The organism is Carnobacteriaceae bacterium zg-84 (assembly GCA_013874835.1).
GTDB lineage: Bacteria > Bacillota > Bacilli > Lactobacillales > Aerococcaceae > WM01.
Genome location: CP059430.1, coordinates 105,828 through 123,535 on the forward strand (window position 1 = coordinate 105,828; position 17,708 = coordinate 123,535).

The 17,708-nt window shown below is 34.3% G+C and carries 17 protein-coding genes; 5 read left to right on the forward strand and 12 right to left on the reverse strand.

The features are described from left to right. Positions 1 to 39 precede the first annotated feature (39 nt). From H1220_00520 to H1220_00540, 5 genes are all read right to left on the reverse strand, one after another. Complete coding sequence (locus H1220_00520) at positions 40 to 237, reverse strand: DUF3173 family protein (GenBank protein QMI85891.1); 198 nt, start codon at positions 235 to 237, stop codon at positions 40 to 42. A 54-nt stretch (positions 238 to 291) separates the two neighbouring features. Then, entirely contained in the window at positions 292 to 1,509 is a 1,218-nt protein-coding gene (locus tag H1220_00525; protein ID QMI85892.1) for a replication protein, read from the reverse strand. A gap of 168 nt (positions 1,510 to 1,677) precedes the next feature. After that, positions 1,678 to 2,277, reverse strand: coding sequence for a hypothetical protein (locus tag H1220_00530; GenBank protein QMI85893.1), 600 nt, complete (start codon positions 2,275 to 2,277; stop codon positions 1,678 to 1,680). After that, positions 2,270 to 3,397 carry a DUF87 domain-containing protein gene (locus tag H1220_00535; protein ID QMI85894.1) on the reverse strand — a complete coding sequence of 376 codons (1,128 nt, stop codon included), beginning with the start codon at positions 3,395 to 3,397 and terminating at the stop codon, positions 2,270 to 2,272. The genes H1220_00530 and H1220_00535 overlap by 8 nt, the downstream gene beginning before the upstream one ends. A gap of 79 nt (positions 3,398 to 3,476) precedes the next feature. Continuing rightward, complete coding sequence (locus H1220_00540) at positions 3,477 to 3,788, reverse strand: hypothetical protein (GenBank protein QMI85895.1); 312 nt, start codon at positions 3,786 to 3,788, stop codon at positions 3,477 to 3,479. A 429-nt stretch (positions 3,789 to 4,217) separates the two neighbouring features. Between H1220_00540 and H1220_00545 the strand changes: the two genes are divergently transcribed. After that, positions 4,218 to 5,618 (forward strand): ISL3 family transposase, encoded by a 1,401-nt coding sequence (locus tag H1220_00545; GenBank protein QMI85896.1) that lies wholly within the window; start codon positions 4,218 to 4,220, stop codon positions 5,616 to 5,618. A 144-nt stretch (positions 5,619 to 5,762) separates the two neighbouring features. Here the strand turns inward: H1220_00545 and H1220_00550 are convergent, their stop codons facing one another. From H1220_00550 to H1220_00575, 6 genes are all read right to left on the reverse strand, one after another. Further along, positions 5,763 to 7,709 (reverse strand): InlB B-repeat-containing protein, encoded by a 1,947-nt coding sequence (locus tag H1220_00550; protein QMI85897.1) that lies wholly within the window; start codon positions 7,707 to 7,709, stop codon positions 5,763 to 5,765. Between the two features lie 147 nt (positions 7,710 to 7,856). Further along, positions 7,857 to 7,997, reverse strand: a complete 141-nt coding sequence (locus H1220_00555; GenBank protein QMI85898.1) for a hypothetical protein — start codon at positions 7,995 to 7,997, stop codon at positions 7,857 to 7,859. Positions 7,998 to 8,256: 259 nt separating this feature from the next. Continuing rightward, positions 8,257 to 9,261, reverse strand: coding sequence for a tagatose-bisphosphate aldolase (gene lacD, locus H1220_00560; GenBank protein ID QMI85899.1), 1,005 nt, complete (start codon positions 9,259 to 9,261; stop codon positions 8,257 to 8,259). Positions 9,262 to 9,273: 12 nt separating this feature from the next. Beyond that, positions 9,274 to 10,422, reverse strand: coding sequence for an N-acetylglucosamine-6-phosphate deacetylase (gene nagA / locus H1220_00565; protein ID QMI85900.1), 1,149 nt, complete (start codon positions 10,420 to 10,422; stop codon positions 9,274 to 9,276). A gap of 13 nt (positions 10,423 to 10,435) precedes the next feature. Beyond that, positions 10,436 to 11,599, reverse strand: coding sequence for an SIS domain-containing protein (locus tag H1220_00570; GenBank protein QMI85901.1), 1,164 nt, complete (start codon positions 11,597 to 11,599; stop codon positions 10,436 to 10,438). Positions 11,600 to 11,631: 32 nt separating this feature from the next. After that, positions 11,632 to 12,360: a GntR family transcriptional regulator gene (locus tag H1220_00575; protein ID QMI85902.1), complete on the reverse strand. Its 729-nt coding sequence runs from the start codon at positions 12,358 to 12,360 to the stop codon at positions 11,632 to 11,634. 135 nt (positions 12,361 to 12,495) lie between these two features. Between H1220_00575 and H1220_00580 the strand changes: the two genes are divergently transcribed. The 4 genes from H1220_00580 to H1220_00595 all read left to right on the forward strand — a co-directional run bounded on the left by H1220_00580 (position 12,496) and on the right by H1220_00595 (position 16,183). Further along, on the forward strand, positions 12,496 to 14,676 hold the full coding sequence (locus H1220_00580; GenBank protein ID QMI85903.1) for a copper-translocating P-type ATPase: 2,181 nt from the start codon (positions 12,496 to 12,498) through the stop codon (positions 14,674 to 14,676). Next, the gene (locus tag H1220_00585; protein ID QMI85904.1) at positions 14,673 to 15,092 is read left to right on the forward strand and encodes a CopY/TcrY family copper transport repressor; all 420 of its coding nucleotides are present in this window, start codon (positions 14,673 to 14,675) and stop codon (positions 15,090 to 15,092) included. The genes H1220_00580 and H1220_00585 overlap by 4 nt, the downstream gene beginning before the upstream one ends. An 87-nt stretch (positions 15,093 to 15,179) precedes the next feature. Next, entirely contained in the window at positions 15,180 to 15,647 is a 468-nt protein-coding gene (locus H1220_00590; GenBank protein QMI85905.1) for a MarR family transcriptional regulator, read from the forward strand. Further along, the gene (locus tag H1220_00595) at positions 15,626 to 16,183 is read left to right on the forward strand and encodes an NAD(P)H-dependent oxidoreductase (protein ID QMI85906.1); all 558 of its coding nucleotides are present in this window, start codon (positions 15,626 to 15,628) and stop codon (positions 16,181 to 16,183) included. Before H1220_00590 ends, H1220_00595 begins: the two co-directional genes overlap by 22 nt. Positions 16,184 to 16,208: 25 nt before the next feature. Here the strand turns inward: H1220_00595 and H1220_00600 are convergent, their stop codons facing one another. Further along, positions 16,209 to 17,612, reverse strand: coding sequence for an IS1182 family transposase (locus H1220_00600; protein QMI85907.1), 1,404 nt, complete (start codon positions 17,610 to 17,612; stop codon positions 16,209 to 16,211). Positions 17,613 to 17,708 lie beyond the last annotated feature (96 nt).

Consider the following 17,708-nt stretch of genomic DNA (forward strand, 5'->3'; position numbering starts at 1 on the left):
ATTTGCAGAAAGAAAACATGTTTAGAATTTCTTCTAAACTTAGTTTTCTTTTTTGATTTCGTATCCAAGAATAGTTTCAGCAACTTTAATTGGAATAGTTCCCACTCGTTTGTTATTGTACAAAGAAAAACCTTTTTCGACAAGTAGTTGTTTTCCTTGTCGAATAATTTTTTTTGCAGTTGTAGGAGTGTATCCTAAATGAATAAGTTCGTCTTTGGTAATGGTAATATAATTCATGAGTGTTTCCTTTCGTTAGGTTTAAAAATTTAAAAGATAGACTAGGTAGTCTTTTTATACATTTTTGGTTTTCATAGGTTCGATAATTTTATCGAATAGTTTTTGTTCATCATGTACATAGATAGGGTTTTCATAAAATGGATTTTTTTGTTTTTTATCTTGAATGGGAATATATGTTTTTGTTCTAGGTTCAAAGGTAGATGAATAAATATAATGTTTATCAATGTATAGGGTTAATCCAATACGCCTCTCTAGTTGTTCAAAGCTATCAATACGAGGGTTCCCTTTTTTCTTAGTAAGGATTTCAGAATATAATTCATAAGGAGAATAAGGACTGGTAATAAAAATCATTTTTGCACTAAGTGCTTTATCAAAAAAACGAACAGGAACCATAACATTAAAATTATACGGGTCTAAAATTTTTAGTAGGTCATCATAGCTAAATGTTTCAGGGCGCAGTTCGTCAATAATAACAATGGGTTCATTTTGATAGTCTTGAAAAGGGTCTTTACTTGAACCTGTTGTAAAGTAGGTGTGAAATGTTTTGTTTGCATAGTTAGTAGCTAATCTAGTTTTACCTGTTCCGGATTTTCCGTAAATATAAATAATTTCTTTATGAAGTTGATTATTTGTCATTTCTTTGATATAAGACTCTAAAAGAACTTCTTGTCGTTTTAACATAACGGTTTTTATACGACTAGCTGCTTTAGCATATTGACTACCTGTCAAAATATTTTCTACTTCTTTAAGAGTTATATCTCCGTCATATAAGAGGTCTAATAATTCATTGATTAGTTCACTGTCTTTCATTTGAGCTTTACGAGTAACATTTTTGGTAATTTGTTCAATTTTTTCAGTGAAATCAAAATTACTAAAAACATCTTCTAAGGGATACTGGTATTTATCTGAAGCATTTGTTGTTCGATGTACGAGATAACTATATCCATTGTTTGGGTTTTTGAAAAATTCTAATCTTTCGGTTTTAGCATTTTTTCGTAGTCCCTCTTTTTCATCAATTTCCCAAGCAATACTTTTAGGACTTCTTGCATGTGAGAAATAGAGCATGAGGTGTAAATGAGGTTCAACAGGCTTTCCGTCGTCATCTACATCTTTATCGTGTAAGATAGATGCCCAATATTTTGGTTCAACAGCATTTACAATTCGTTTTGTTTCACGTTTCCAATCTTTGTCTTTTAGTAAACGAATTTGTTGTGTATACATGACAGAGCGTACACGGGGTTCTTTTGTTTCAGTTTCTGTTTGTTTAGTCATATAATGATACCTTTCTTGTTTTTATGACACAGTTGCACAGCAACGATTTGCGTGACAATGCCAAGACCTGTCACGCAAAAATGTAGTATATAAATAATGAATACATCCTAATTTGTTTCTATTTAACACAGTTTTGTAAATAGAAAGAAGATGTAGCCCATTTAGTTTTCAACAATGGGCTACATCTTCTTTATTTGTTATTTTCGTTCCCGTAGCACCATAGGTGGCTGTTAGTGGTTCTATAAGAGTAATATCTGAGAAAGTATAGTCAGTATCTAATTGATGAAGTTTTTCTTTTATTTTTTGAAAGTTGCTTTTCCAAATTTCTTCAACTTGCATAGGTACATTTAAAGATATAGTAAAGATTGCCTGTTGATTAAAGTATTCAATTTGAATGGTACTTCTGACACGATTTGCGATTGAATAAATCTTATCTTGACTACTTTGTGGTATGTTGTGGTTGAGAGATTTACTTGATGTCAGAAATCGACAATAATTTTTTATGCGAATGGTTGCAGCAAGTGATTTTAAACTATTTTTTATTGTATCTTTGATTAACTTTCGATAACAATATTCAAAAATAAAGCAACTCACTAAGAGTATGTATACACATATGTTTAGAACGTCTTGTATGAGTAAGATATTTGTAACTATTTTAGTTAAAACAGGAAGTGGAGAAGAATTTTTTACGAACTGAAAAAATCCTTCAAGAATGAAATTGACAACTAAAATAATTATTGTTTTGGTAAAAAAATTGTATTTATTCAAGGTTGTTCTCCCTTTCTTTTTTATACGTTGGTGTTAGTAGAGGCATAATATGATTATCATTTTTTCCGTTAACCAATTTAATGATGCCTGTTCCGTGCCCTATTGGTACAACAATATTATCAACATGAGCATTCGGTAATAAAAATTGAGTTGTGTTACTGTTGATTTCCCCTAAGATAACGGAACAGTTGATTTGTTCACGAACAGCTAGGTTACCTCCAAAAGCTGGAGCATCAAAACGTTGAGATATTAGAATAAGAGATGTTTTCGTAGCACGTCCAAGAAGTGCGATAGTGCCTAAGAGTTGAGCGAACGTTTCACGTGCTTGTTTAGGGCTTCCTTGAACAAGTGCTAAAAGTTCGTCTATGATAATATACGAGCGTTTAAAATTAGCTTTAGGATTTTTGAGTAGCATTTCTTGTCGCTCGTATATCATATTGATAGCACGTCCTAAAAGTTCGTTAACATCTGTTATAAAACTATTTAGATTTGAACCACGGTGAGGAGAAAGAGTTTCTAATCTCAATTCTTTTCCAAGGATAAAAATATCTGCCATTTTTGGGTCAACTAACACAATTTGGTCGGTAAAGGAATGAAGACAGCGGATTAAATATTCTACAAAGTACGATTTTCCGGAACCACTTGATCCGCTAATAGCCATATGTACAACTTCATTCATGTTTAAGGAAACGTTATTTGCCATGATAGGAATTTTTTCTTCTTTTACAGATGTTTCTATAAACCGATTTAGTCGCTCAATTTCTAACCTAGTAGGGATGCCGTCTATCCAAGGAAAAAAGAAAGCACGAGCTAGATTAGGGTTTTTTACGTTGTATGGTGTAAAATAAGCGTTATTTTGTACGAGTAAAGTTTTATAGGGATAGAGGACAGCAGAACAGATATCTGCGATTTGGAAATAGAGTTTTCTGTCAATCGGATAGGAAACAGGCAAATGAGGAATGAAGAAAAATCCTTTGTCATTTTTTTCTAACTGAATGCTGTATGAGTTGGTATAGCTGTTCTCTCCATTTAAAGGCAAGGCGGTGTTTAAAATTTTTGTTAGATAATTGGCAGATGCTGAACTAAGATTTTGTAGAGTATCTCTTGAGTGCATATACATATCCTTTCTTTATAATATTCTTATGGTCTATCATTATCACTATTATCATCTAATCGTTTATCACTATCTCTATGTCAAACTAGGCTTTTTCGATGCCGGTGGCACGGAAATAAATTTTGTTGTTGATTTGAATGGCTTCTAAGTTTTCAAAGATAACTTCATCACCAATCTCTAATTCTCTTAAGTCTGGTTTGTCTTCGGCGTTGAATTTTATTTTAAAAGGATTATCTTCTCTTGTAGCACACCAAACTTGATATCCTGTGATTTCATCCGTTACTTTGCCGTCAACATATTTTTTTTGTGGGACGACGTGTGGACCGACTAAGTAAAGGCTCAATCCGTTTAATGCTTCATTTGCTAGTGTTTTGGTATAATTGTTTTTTTTGTTCATTTTTTTACCTGCTTTCGTTTTATTTTATTTTTTTTTTATCTTGTGCTTCCCCAAAAAAAGCCCCCGTAATATTTGCTTTTTTTTTTTTTTGAGGGGGCTTTGAATTATTAAATTTGTGTTACAATTTCAAGGAAACACTTGACAAGAATTGTAAAAGTAGACTATATTCTAATTAGAGATAGGATAAACGGTTAGATGATAAGTGATAACTTTGAAATAAATATAATATTTCAAGGTTAAGAAGGGGTGTGGGGGAACCCCATTATATGTGTGAAAGACGTACGTCTTTCACACCGAAATACAGCAAAATTTGAAAACGTATACAAAATATAAATGAAAAAGTGAATTAACATGGGTATCACGTTAATTCACTTTTTATGTTTCTATCAAGAATGATTTATTCTATATTTTTTGGCTCTATAATAAATCGTGTTGGTGGGAATAATCCACCAACACGATTTTGTATATAAAAGTGGACAAAAAAAGAGAAATACCTGTATGATTAAATCACCACAATTAAACAAGGAGGTATTTCTCATGGATTATTATACAAAAAAATTATTGACATTAACAGATAAATCTTTCATAGCTGATGAACATTGGTTAGAAGAAAAAACAATAAATGGTATTCCACACCACTTTATTAAAGGTACTTGGACAAAGCCTTGCCACACCTGTCCACATTGTCATGCTAAAACACTCATCAAACATGGGACATATCAAACGAAAACATTATTACCAAAGTTTAGACAAATCAAAACTGTTTTACTTCTTAAAAGAACCCGTTATCGCTGTAAAACGTGTCTAAAAACCTGTTCTTCTTCGTGTTCTTTAGTCGATAAACATTGTTGTATTTCTAAAGAATTAAAACAACTTATTGCACTTGATTTAACGAAAAATATTTCAAGAAAACATATCTGCCAAGACCACTTTGTATCTGATGTGACCGTACAACGTGTCTTAGATAAATATACAAAACAAGTTAAACCGTCTTTTCATTATCTACCTAAGGTACTATGTATCGACGAATTTAAGTCTGTGACATCTCATTTAGGGAAGATGAGTTTTATCTGTGTAGACGGATTGACGCACCGTATTATTGATGTGTTACCTAGTCGCCAATTAGACCATTTAATCACTTATTTTAAACAATTTTCTAAAAAAGCAAGACATAGCGTTCGCTATCTTGTTATGGATATGAATGCCAATTATGGCAAACTTATTCAGAAGGTTTTTCCTAATGCCGTTATTGTCACAGATAGATTTCATATCATACAACATATACATCGGAATTTAAATACACTACGTATAAAAGAAATGAACACCTTTAAAAAAGAAGAAAAGGCTTATAAACACTTAAAGAAATACTGGAAATTATTATTAAAAGATGCCTTTGATGTAAATGATACAGACTATCACTATCACCAATCCTTTAAAACATATCTGACACACGCACAAATCCTGGATAGATTATTAGACTATAGTCCTGTTTTAAAACAAGCATATGAGTTTGTACAAGAGTTGAGATATGCTTATAGACAGCGAGATTTTGAGTCATTTATGGAGGTTATTCATCATATTGACCCGTCATTACCAGAGTGGTTTAGAAAGAAATTTGATATTTTTAAAACCTATCAGAATGGTATTTATCAAGCTTTTACCACACCTTATTCAAACGGTATCACAGAAGCTATCAACAATCATATTAAAGTCATCAAACGGATTGCCTATGGCTACAGACGTTTTTCTTATTTTAGATTGCGTATTTTAATCATACAACACCATTCTCAGTGGCAGAAAAAGAATGTGAAAAAGGTAGTGAATGGTTAATGCCATTCACTACCAACATACTCACTATTTCTCTCCACCAACACAATTTGACGAAGAGCCATTTTAGAAAAAGAGAGAAAATGTATAGATAGAAAAAAGAGCTTGAACTCAACAGGATGTGTTGAGTTCAAGCCTTTTTATAAATTATGCATTATTTTTTTTGTAAACAACGATACCTACAACGGTTAATAATAAACCGATAACGATGAATAATGTGCTATCTTGTGTACCAGTTTTTGGTAATGTAGCCACTGCTGATGTTTCTTTTTTAGCTGTACTTTGTGTATTGTGCATTGATTTAGATGTTGATACACTTGGTCTTACTGGTGTAGAAACTGTTGGTATAGATGGTACTCTAGATATTGTATGTGTAGTTGTAGTACTTGTTGTTGGGTTAGGTTTTTCAGATTCTTCTGGTTTTTCGTCAACTTTTTTATAAATATGGATTGCATGAATTTCGTTTTCAAACTTGAATTCAGTTGTTACATATTTATAATTAGGAATATCTTTTTTGCTAACTAAGCCTTCAACTGTTGGAGATAATTCTGCGTTTGTACCTTCTTCAACAAAGCTTGTTTTAGGTTTTAGAGCATCTGCTTTTTCATCTAGAACAGCTGTTGCATCTACCGCACTACTTGGTAATTTATCTTTTTCAATTTGAACGACTGATACGTTATCACCTTTTTTTAAAGCAGCTGTTTCAGGGACTTCAACAGACCATGTGCCATTTTCAGCAACTGTTGTTGCTACTTTTGAACCGTCTTTAAATGTTACGATGATTGTTGAGCCAGCAATTCCTTTACCTGTAACAGCAGCAGCTTTTTCTTTGACAGCTAATACGATTGGATTTTCAGATTTTTTAGGGTTAACAACGGTTTGACTAACGATTGGGCTAACTAATTTCTCTACGCCTTCTTGAACTTCTGTTTGATTGGCATTGATTTGTTCGCCATATTTAAATGGTCTTGTAAAATCAATAGACCATTCATTATTGTTTACGGTTGTTTCTTTTGATGTTCCGTCGGGGAATGTTACTTTTATTTTTGAACCGTTGATACCAATACCAGTTACTTTAGTGTCGCCTTCTGAAATAGGGTTGATAACAGGAATATTTGATACTTCTGGGTCTGCTTTTTCGTATTTAGCATAGAATTTTAAGTTTTGGTTAACAACCATTTCTTTTAGTTCAGTTTCTGGAATAACATTTTCTGTTAAATCAGCATACCAACCTAAGAATTTATATCCAGGTTTTGCTTGAACAGTTGGTAATTCAGCAATTTTTTTGTTGTTACCTTCAAATTGTTTTTCAACGTAAGATGCTTTGTTATTATCTTTATCATTGATTTGACCTTTATCACTGTTTGTTGCGAATGTAACACTGTGATGAGGGATATTAAATACCGCACGTAATGTAATATCGTCTAATGCAACAAAAGAAATTGCGTCACTTGGAGATAATAAACTACCTGCTAAAGTAGGGTAACGTTCAGCCATTGTACGTAGATCACTGTTGTCGTAAGAACTTGGCGTTGCATAAGCCGGTTCAGCAAGCCATCCAACAAATGTGATACCCATTGCTTTTTCTTCATCACTCAAAGTAGGTTCAGGTAATTTGTCTGTAATGTTGTTGATTCTATCACCGTCTAGTACACCGGCGTTTGATGCAAAAATATTATTGTTTTGTTCAAATGTTCTTAATCCACCTTGGTAAGCAGTAAAGACTTGTAAAGGTGTACCGTTTACGTCTGCTTCAGTACCGAAATCTTGGTTACCATTTTGTGTACCAAAAATAAATTTCCCGTATTTTGATGTTAACGTTACACTATAAGCATGTCGAACAACACCAAAGATAATTTCTGTTTCAGGCTCATTATTAACATCTACTAAACCAGGGACACTTACAACACCATTTTGTATCACGATTTTTTGAGACACATCATTTATTTGGAACTCAGCTCCGTCAAAGATTTTTGGCAATGGTACAATATCGTGACGTTGTTTTGTTGTCATTGTTTGTCCAGCGATAGCCACAACATATTCTCCGTCTGGCACATTTTCAAATGTAAATTCACCATTTACACCTTGTGACACAGTTGATGTAATAACGTCACCAGTTGTTGCGTTTGCTAGAAGAACAGGAACGTCTGAATAGCCGGTAAAGTCGGTTGCACCTGCTGGGTGTGAGCCACCTTGACCGTCAAATAAACTTGTACGGTACTGACGAGCTTTTTCGTTTGACTATACTTTAACTCGGCCTACAATTGTATTTTTAGGATTTGTTTCAGCAAATGCTGAATGTGAAAGAGTTGGTAGAATAGTACTCAACACGAGTGCTAACACCGCAAAAAGAATAGCTCCTTTTTTCTTTAAATGATTCATAATAAATTTCCTCCATTTTTAATTTTACTGACAAATTGTACTATGAATCTCATTAGAAAACAATAGCTCTATTATACGGTTTTCATATTTATTTTTGTATAAATACTACTCAGGGGGTAGGCAAAAATGAATAAATAAAATATTCAAATTTAATTACGAATAAATATTCACTTTTAAAATAATATTACATTTTTATAACATGTTTTAAAGATACAAAAAAAGAGTGAATATGTTGCTATTCACTCTTTTTAAATACTTCTTATAATACGGTTACTTTATCTTCCCATGAAGATGCACTTGTTACTAATACGTCATTTAATGCATCTATATTATGTTTGCCATGTTCAGCTAACCATGCACGACAAGATGTTTCGCCTTCTTTTGCAAATACTGGTACACTGTCTTTCCATGTTGCACGGCCACATAGAACACCATTAAAGTTTGAACCAGCTTCTTTTGCGAATACTAATGTGTCTTGGAATAATTCCGCAGAAACACCGGCACTTAAGAAGATAAATGGTAAATGTGTTATATCTGCTTGTTCTTTAAAGAATGCTTTTGCTTCTTCTTTTGTATAAACTGGTTCAACACCGTCTTTTGTAAAGCCTTCAACAAAAGCCATATTCACGGGTACTTCAACTTTTAATACGTCTACATTATAGGGTGCCTCAGAAAAGACTTTCATAGCGTCGTTTACTTTGTGAGGTTTTACTTTTGCGTAAGCTGCACTTTTCACATCGTCATTTGTCGCATCATAAGAAACAATTTCTAAGAAGAATGGAATATTTTCAGCAACACATTCGCTACCAACACGTTCTACCCAAGCGTGTTTAATATCGTTGATGTCATCACTTTCATCAATATCATAGTATAAAAGTACTTTGACAGCATCGGCACCTAATTCTTTAATACGTTTAGCAGACCAGTTTGGTAATAAATCTGGCAAGCGTCCAATTTCAGTTGCATCATAACCTGTTTTTTCGTATGCAACAATCAAACCGCAGTTTTCATCGCGTTTTTTAGAAGCAGAAATACCATATTCAGGGTCTAATAAAATAGAGCTAGAGTAAGGTGTTAATTCTTCGGAAATGCATTCTTTAAATGTGATAATAGCTTCATCACCTTTAGGATTTGGATTTCCTTCAGCTAACATTTTTTTCAATGATCCACGTTGGTCAATCGCCAAAGCAGCAATAATGTTTTGATCATTTGATAAACGTTTTAAATGCTCGTATTTTTCTTTTGTTAATACTAATTTTGTCATATTGTTACTCCTTTATTTTGTATAGTAAGCTTTACCGTCAATATATGTTGCTTGTAACTCAAGTGAATCGTTTAACACGATAAAATCGGCTGGATATCCTTCGTCTAATCGTCCACAAACATTGTCGATACCGACAGATTGAGCAGGGACTAAACTCGCCATTTTCAACGCTTCATGTGGTGTTGCAATACCCCAACGCACAACATTTTGTACACCAGTTATTAGCTCTAAAATGCTACCAGCAAGACTGCCACTATCGACTAGGCGTGCGGTACCGTCTTTCACAATCACATCAAATTCACCTAGTGTTGATTGGCACTCGCCAAGTCCACCCGCACGCATACAGTCGGTAATTAACATTGTTTTATCACGTCCGTGACAGTCCATTACGATTTTTGCAGAAATTGGGTTGACATGATGTCCGTCACAAATTAGTTCATCAAAAGCAGTTGGTATTGTTAAAGCAGCACCGACAACACCAGGCTCACGATGATGTAAGCCACGCATGCCATTATAAACATGCACGAAAATGTTTGCACCTGCATTCGTTGCCTCAAGGCATTCTTGATAAGTTGCATCAGTATGCGCAAGTGCGACATAAATATCTTTTGATTTGGCGTGTTTGATGAAATCGACAGATCCCTCACGTTCAGGTGCGATAGCAATTTTTTTAACCCAACCTTGTGCGCTGTCTTGCCATTTATCTAATAATTCTTTTTGAGGATCACTCATATATTTTGGATTTTGTGCCCCTTTATATTTTTCACAGAAAAATGGGCCTTCAAGGAAAATTCCTTGAATTTTTGCCCCTTTGATATGGCTTGCATGTTGACCAATGGTTTGACACACATCGTTTAAAAGGTCAGCACTTGCTGTTAAAGTCGTTGGTAAATACGACGTTACACCACAAGACGGTAAACCATTTGAAATCATTTTTATTCCTTCTATATCATTGTCCATAACATCGTGGCCTAAATACCCATGAATATGCGTATCAACAAGTCCTGGAGCGATACTATAATTACTGTAATCAATAATAGTGCCATTTGGTTTTTCTGTTGTATATTGACCAAATGTACCATTATCACGAATTTCTAAATACCCTTTTTCTTTGACGTCATGTTCATAGAAAAATTGTTTTGCATAAATATATGTTGCCATATTGCGCCTCTTTCTATTTTTCTAACGGATGAATGATAACACCTTTTACAACACGGTTAACTGTTCCAGTTGGAGAAGGTGTATCTGGTTTATTCCCTACTTTAACAGATGTTAATAATGATAATGTTTGTCCAAACATAGCGTAAGGTAATGCTAGGTAGCCGTCTGGAATGAAACGATATGCTTCGTCAAAGGTGAATTGAACGCCGTCGAAGTTTTCTTCTTTTCCAACATTAATACTACCAACTAAACGAGCAATTTTATCGCCTTGTAATTCTCTTAATATGTCAAAATCATATTGGCGTGTGTAGTCGTCGTTCGATACAAAAACAAAAGCAAGAGAATCTTCATTGACAAATGATTTTGGACCGTGACGGAACCCTAATGATGAATCAAATGCAGTAGCGATACGACCGGCTGTTAATTCTAAAATTTTTAATTGTACTTCACGTGCCAATCCTGCCAGAGCACCTGAACCTAAGTAAATCACGCGGTTGAAATGTGTGTTGACAAGTTCTTGAATGTCTTGTTCACGTTCAATAACGGATTGACCCATGTCACAAATCGCTTTTACATATTTTTCTTTATCTGCATCTGATGCATGATCAAAGATGAGTAGAGCGGTTAATGCCATACATGTAAAACTTCCTGTCATGGCGAAACCGGCATCATTTGAACGTTCAGGCATCATCAATAATAAGTTTTTGTCATCGCCTTGTGCATATTGTGCTAATTTGCCGTCTGGTGCACATGTGATTGTGATTTGGTAAAAATCTTCAACGATTTGTTGACCAAGTTGAACAGTTGCGACACTTTCAGGTGAATTACCACTTCTAGCAAAGGATACTAAAATTGTTGTAACATCTTTTTTAAAGTAGTCGTGTGGATTAGATACAATATTTGTTGTCCCAACAGATTGGAAGTCGAAGTGTTTGTCATCTCCGTAACGTTTAATATGTGGCAAAACAGTATCTCCAACATATTGAGATGTTCCTGCACCTGTAAAGATGACACGGATATGTGTATTTGGTAATTGATTGAAGAATGTTTGGATACGTTCTTTATGTGTTGTAAAGTAATCAAACGCCTCCTGCCATAATTCAGGTTGTTGCTTAATTTCACGTGTTGTGATTTCAGCACTTAATTGTTCAAGGTGTTCCTTTGTATATTGAAACATAAAATACCTCCTTTATATTTTTTATAACATGATTAGCCCCTTTTATAATGGCGAACACGATAGACGAATAAGTCATTATGTGTCACACTCGTTGTATATTCGAGTAATTGAAACTGCTTGTTAACGGTTTGCCGTGTTAAACGTAAACAATTCTCTTTCACTTCTTTATGTAAAAGTTTCGCTTCTTGCTCTGTTAAGTAGCCTGCTTGGCATGTTTCATCTGCATATAAAATAGATTGATGAAAATTTGTTTCAAGTAGTTGATATAATGGGATTTGCTCAATGTCTTTTAAGGTTAATGTAGAAAAAAGAGCATGGGGCAAATATGTCGTTTCAAAAAGCATCGGAATATCGTCTGCTAAGCGAATACGACTAAAGCAAAAAACAAAATCTGTTTCACTTAATCCCAGTTGATGTGCAATGAAACTATTGGGATGTTCAATGTTAAAATCTGTAACAATGCTTTTTGGTGTTTTCCCAATAGACGTCATATATTCTGTAAAGCTAAATCCTTCAAAAACATCTTGTTTTGTTTTCCAATGATCTGATATGTAAGTACCCTTACCATGTTGTTTATAAATATACCCTAATACTTCAAGCTCCTGTAACGCACGTCTTACGGTAGTGCGACTAACTTGATAGGTTTGGCAAATATCTCTTTCAGAGGGCATTTGTTGATGAACGTAGCCTTTGTGTTGAATATAATCAATGAGTTTTGCACTCAATGTGGAATGTAAGGAGATGTTTTTTTTATCTGTCATACATAAACCTCCGCAACTGGTAATTACCAGTTGCTTTTATTGTATGCTTGAATGTTTCTCTAGTCAATAAAAAAGTATTGACTTTTATCGTTTACAAATGTAAACTTTTGGTATTAGAAAAAAGAGGTGACGAATATGGAAAAAGTATATCAAGTAAAAGGAATGGGCTGTGCAGCATGTGCCAGTAAAATTGAGAAGGTCGTTAATAAAATTAACTATGTCACTCAAGCGAATGTAAATTTAGCCAATGAAAAATTGTATGTGACATATACTGATAAACAAGCAATACAAGATGTTGAGCAAGCTGTTTCTCAATTAGGATACGATTTATTTAGTGAAGAAGAGACAGTTGATAATAGCGATGACGAAGATGCCAAGAAAAAGATTGTTTTTTCGGGAATTCTATCACTTGCTATTTTATATATTTCTATGGGTCACATGATTGGCTTACCAATGCTTTTTGAAAGTTCACTCATCAATGCGATTGTCACACTTGTGTTGTCAATCCTTATTGTTTGGTGGGGAAAGCATTACTATATAGTAGGTTTTAAAAATATATGGAGAAAGCAGCCAAATATGGATTCTCTTGTCGCATTAGGGACAAGTGCAGCTTTTTTACAAGGAATAATTGCTATTTTTTTAATGGCATTTCAAAAAGAAGATGTACATGTTTATATTGAAGCAGGAGCTATTGTTTTAACGCTTGTTTCATTAGGAAAATATTTTGAAAAAAGAGCTAAAAAACAAACGACGAGTGCGATTGCAAAACTTGGTGAGCTAGCACCAAAAGAAGCAAGATTATTAGAGCATGGTAATGAACGTATTGTTCCTGTTGAACATGTTCGTGTAGGGGACATTATTTTATCGAAAGCCGGCGAGAAAATAGCATTAGACGGTGTTGTGATTGACGGGTATGCAAAAGTAGATGAGTCGATGATTACCGGAGAAAGTATGCCTGTTACGAAACAAAAAGGAGATAAAGTCGTTGGTGCGAGTTTGAATACAAATGGAGCATTAACGTATGAAGTGACTCATATTGGTTCAGAAACAACTTTAGCCATGATTATGAAATGGGTTGAACAAGCACAAGGTACTAAATTGCCTATTGCACAACTTGTCGATAAAGTATCCAGTGTTTTTGTGCCAGTTGTCATGTTTTTAGCTTTAGCTACATTGATTGGTTGGTTACTCGTTGGAGAGAGTATATTTTTTGCTTTTGATATGATGATTGCTGTGCTTGTCATTGCCTGTCCATGTGCACTAGGTTTAGCAACACCAACAGCTATTATGGTTGCTATTGGACAAAGTGCTAGACAAGGTATACTTATCAAAAATGGTGAAGCATTACAGCATGCCAGTCAAATTAATACCGTGATTTTAGATAAAACAGGAACGATTACTAATGGAAAACCAAGTGTTTCAGATGTAGATACGTCTATTTCTGAGGAGGATTTATTTGTTTATGCAGCTAGCTTAGAACAGTTGTCCACACATCCATTAGCACATGCTATTGTAGAAAAAGCAAAAGAAAAACAACTAAACGTGTTACCGTGTCAAACGTATACGATTCATGATGGAAAAGGTATATCTGGTATCGTTAACGGAAAAGAAGTTATGATTGGAAATAGCGAATTTATTAAAGAGCATACACAGTATGAGATGTTTATTGAAAAAGCGCATCTTTTATCTAGTCAAGGGAAAACACCGCTTTTTGTGAGTATAGATGCTTGTGTCGTTGGAATAATAGGTGTTGCCGATACGATTAAATCAAGTAGTTTAGACGCTATTCAAATGCTACAACATCAAGGTATTGAGGTTGTCATGGCAACAGGAGATAACGATATAACGGCACGTGCGATTGCTAAAGAAGTAGGTATTGTGGATGTTTATAGTGGCGTGTTACCTATTGATAAAGCGGATATTGTGAAAACCTATCAAGAAAAAGGAAAAATGGTGGCAATGGTTGGGGACGGTATTAACGATGCTGTTGCATTAACGCAAGCAGATGTTGGTGTGGCGATTGGAAGTGGAACAGATATTGCTATTGAAGCGGCGGATATCGTCCTAATGCAACATCATTTACAAGATGTTGTACAACTTATTGATATTAGTAAACGGACAATGAAGATTATTAAAGAAAATCTATTTTGGGCATTCGCATATAATATTGCGATGATACCCATTGCGATGGGCTTATTCCATTCCTTTGGTGTGATGTTAAATCCAATGTTGGCAGGGTTAGCCATGAGTCTAAGTTCCGTATCGGTTGTACTTAACGCTTTAAGATTAAATAGAAAAAGAGGGCGTATATCATGAGTGAAGCAGAATGGGAAATCATGCGTGTTATTTGGGCAAATGAGCATGTCACTGCGCAAGTTGTTTTTGATATTTTAGCGAAAAATAAAGATTGGCAATTATCCACGATTAAAACATTACTCGGTAGATTAGTAAAAAAAGGATACGTTTCTGTGCAAAAACAAGGAAAGTGTTTTTTATACGAAGCGAGCGTTTTAGAACAAGAGATTGCTCTTGAAAAAATGAATGCTGTTTTAGAACACGTATGTCCCACAAAACAAGGGCAACTTATTTTAGATATGATGAAAACAGTCCCGCTAACGCAAAATATTATTGAAGAGATAATACATCTTTTACAATATAAAAAAGATACAGCTCCCGAAACGATAATGTGTACGTGTTTAAAAGGGCAATGCCATTGTTGTAAAAGCCACTAACTTTTTGTAATAAAATTATTGACGATACTACTAATTAGTGATAAAATGCTTTTACCACTAATTAGTAGTATTTTTCAGGAGGATAACATGGAGCATTTATATGAAACCAATTCATCACTTCATACACATATTGTAATGATGAAAGCATGGCGAACAGTTGAAAGTAATCTAGGTAAAATTGTTAAATCGAATGGCTTAACCATGACACAGTTTGGTGTGCTAGATGTCCTATATGCAAAGGGACCATTACGTATTTGCGAGCTTATTCAAAGTATGCTTGCCACATCTGGAAATATGACTGTTGTGTTAAAAAATATGGAAAAACAAGGTTTGATTTATAAAGAGACTTCAGCAACAGATAAGCGAGCAACTATTATTGGTATGACAGAAAAAGGCAAACAACTCTTTCAAGAAATTTTGCCACAACATCACCAAGAAATAGAAGAAGTTTATCGTCTTTTATCCAAAGAACAGAAAGCATTATTGATTAGTTTACTAAAAACATTTAAACAGGTACACACGGAGGAAAAACAATGTCAAGAAAATCAATTTTAATGGTCGTAGGATCAACACGTCAACAATCATATAATCAAGCGCTAGCGGAATATATCGCAGCACAATTACAAGAGCATGCAGATGTATCTTTTTTAGATTATAAAGATGTTCCTATATTAGAACAAGATGCAGAATTTCCAACACCTGCTTCTGTTGTACGTATTCGAGAAACAGTTGCTAAAGCAGATGGTGTATGGGTTGTAACACCTGAATACAATCATGCGTATCCAGCTATCGTAAAAAATTTATTTGACTGGTTGTCAAGAGCATCTGAAGCAGGAAGCCAACAACCAACAGTTATTGCAGGAAAACCAATAACATTCTCTGGTGCAGGGGGTTCTACGGAGGCGTTCTACGTACGTGAGCAATTAGGTATTTATTTGAAAAAAATTCGTATGAATACTATGGACGATACAGGTGTAGGTATTGCGTTACCAATGGAATCATGGGTAACAGGTCAGTTGATTTTATCAGATGAACAAAAAGCTGCCTTGAATGAACAAGTAAAACAATTTATTGAATTTGTGAATGTATAATAGAAAAATCGGGTTTATCCCCGATTCAGACTGTTGACAATAGCGATAAAAAATCCAACGTATTTTTCCAGTTTTGAAAAATACGTTGGATTTTGCATTTAAAAATGATAAATAAAGAACTATATTGTAAAAAATGGCTATCTCTCGTGAGTAGAATTGCCATTTTTTTCATATTTTGGGCAGCACAAGATAACCAAGTGTACTGCTGCATCTTGGCTACTCCTCTATATTGTGCAAACCGATACCCATGATTTTGTTTAGAGTCTGCAAAGCTACGCTCAATCGTTTCTTTCCGTCGTTTATATAGTGCTTTCCCAAACGTAGATAATCGACGCTCACGACATCTATCGTATACATCAGCATCTATCGCTCGACGTAGTATCCGTTTATTACTGTTATCGCTTATACGATACTGTTTATATCCTTGTCTATCAATGTTTCTGTAGGTGTAAATTTCTCCCGTACGTGTATCCGTAAAACAATCTCTAGATGAATGATAGCGAAAAAATTTATGGTCAGGATTGCGATGAAAACGTCTATACCCAATCACAGAAAATATCTTTTTCTCTTCTAAAAATTTTAAAATGTCTTTTTTATAATACCCGCTATCTAACGCGACACAATTGACATCAAATTTAAATTTTTCCATCACATACGTTAATCGTGACATATACGGTACACTATCATGAACATTTCCTGGCGTAATAAAGCAGTCTACAATAAAATTGTGTTTACCATCTACACTACGATGGTCTAAGTACATAAATCCTTTTTCTTTATTATCCCGATGGTAATAGCCACTTTCTTTATCAGTCGTACTTTCTTTAATAGTTTTAGAGATGGTTTTATCGGTGTAATGAAACGGCTTTTTTCCAATAGCTTCTCGTTCGGCGTTGATTTCGTTTTCTAAATCTCGTTTACGTTCTTGAACCACTTCAATAACAGCGTTTCTAAATTTATTTTTATTGGCGTTTGCTTTAATGTGTGTGGAATCTGTGAATAATGCTGTGCCGCTAATTAAATGATGTGAGATAGCTTGGTGTACAATAGTGTTGAATATATCTTCAAACACAGAAGTCCCTTGAAAACGGCGACTATAATTTTGAGAGAAAGTAGAATAATGTGGGGTAGGTTTAGAGAAAGGGAGGTTTAAAAACCATCTAAACGCTACATCCGTTTCGACACGTTTAATGGTTTCTCGCATGGATTTAATGCCATAAATATCTTTTAAAAAGACCAATTTAAATAAAACAACAGGGTCTAAACTATTGCGACCGTTGGTATGACTATAATAGGGAGAAGTAATATCATAAATAAAGTTGAAATCAATTGATTTATCAATTTTACGTAGTAAATGGTCTTTTGGTACTAATTCGGACAACGTGTTTAATATGATTTCATCATTTGGGTGAGTTTCTTTATAAAACATAGATTTTTCCCTCCTTTTTCTTATCTCTATTATACCACTTTTAAGTATCATTATCGTATCAGACGTTGTGGTACGAATGGCTTCGTTCTCGCACGT

What these genes read in the sequence shown, in the direction of transcription:
- H1220_00590 (QMI85905.1), top strand. Translation starts at nt 15,180, where the DNA reads ATGGAGCATTTATATGAAACCAATTCATCACTTCATACACATATTGTA.
- H1220_00520 (QMI85891.1), bottom strand. Translation starts at nt 237, where the DNA reads ATGAATTATATTACCATTACCAAAGACGAACTTATTCATTTAGGATAC.
- H1220_00555 (QMI85898.1), bottom strand. Translation starts at nt 7,997, where the DNA reads ATGAATCATTTAAAGAAAAAAGGAGCTATTCTTTTTGCGGTGTTAGCA.
- H1220_00575 (QMI85902.1), bottom strand. Translation starts at nt 12,360, where the DNA reads ATGACAGATAAAAAAAACATCTCCTTACATTCCACATTGAGTGCAAAA.
- H1220_00535 (QMI85894.1), bottom strand. Translation starts at nt 3,397, where the DNA reads ATGTATATGCACTCAAGAGATACTCTACAAAATCTTAGTTCAGCATCT.
- H1220_00600 (QMI85907.1), bottom strand. Translation starts at nt 17,612, where the DNA reads ATGTTTTATAAAGAAACTCACCCAAATGATGAAATCATATTAAACACG.
- H1220_00525 (QMI85892.1), bottom strand. Translation starts at nt 1,509, where the DNA reads ATGACTAAACAAACAGAAACTGAAACAAAAGAACCCCGTGTACGCTCT.
- H1220_00585 (QMI85904.1), top strand. Translation starts at nt 14,673, where the DNA reads ATGAGTGAAGCAGAATGGGAAATCATGCGTGTTATTTGGGCAAATGAG.
- nagA (QMI85900.1), bottom strand. Translation starts at nt 10,422, where the DNA reads ATGGCAACATATATTTATGCAAAACAATTTTTCTATGAACATGACGTC.
- H1220_00595 (QMI85906.1), top strand. Translation starts at nt 15,626, where the DNA reads ATGTCAAGAAAATCAATTTTAATGGTCGTAGGATCAACACGTCAACAA.
- lacD (QMI85899.1), bottom strand. Translation starts at nt 9,261, where the DNA reads ATGACAAAATTAGTATTAACAAAAGAAAAATACGAGCATTTAAAACGT.
- H1220_00580 (QMI85903.1), top strand. Translation starts at nt 12,496, where the DNA reads ATGGAAAAAGTATATCAAGTAAAAGGAATGGGCTGTGCAGCATGTGCC.
- H1220_00570 (QMI85901.1), bottom strand. Translation starts at nt 11,599, where the DNA reads ATGTTTCAATATACAAAGGAACACCTTGAACAATTAAGTGCTGAAATC.
- H1220_00540 (QMI85895.1), bottom strand. Translation starts at nt 3,788, where the DNA reads ATGAACAAAAAAAACAATTATACCAAAACACTAGCAAATGAAGCATTA.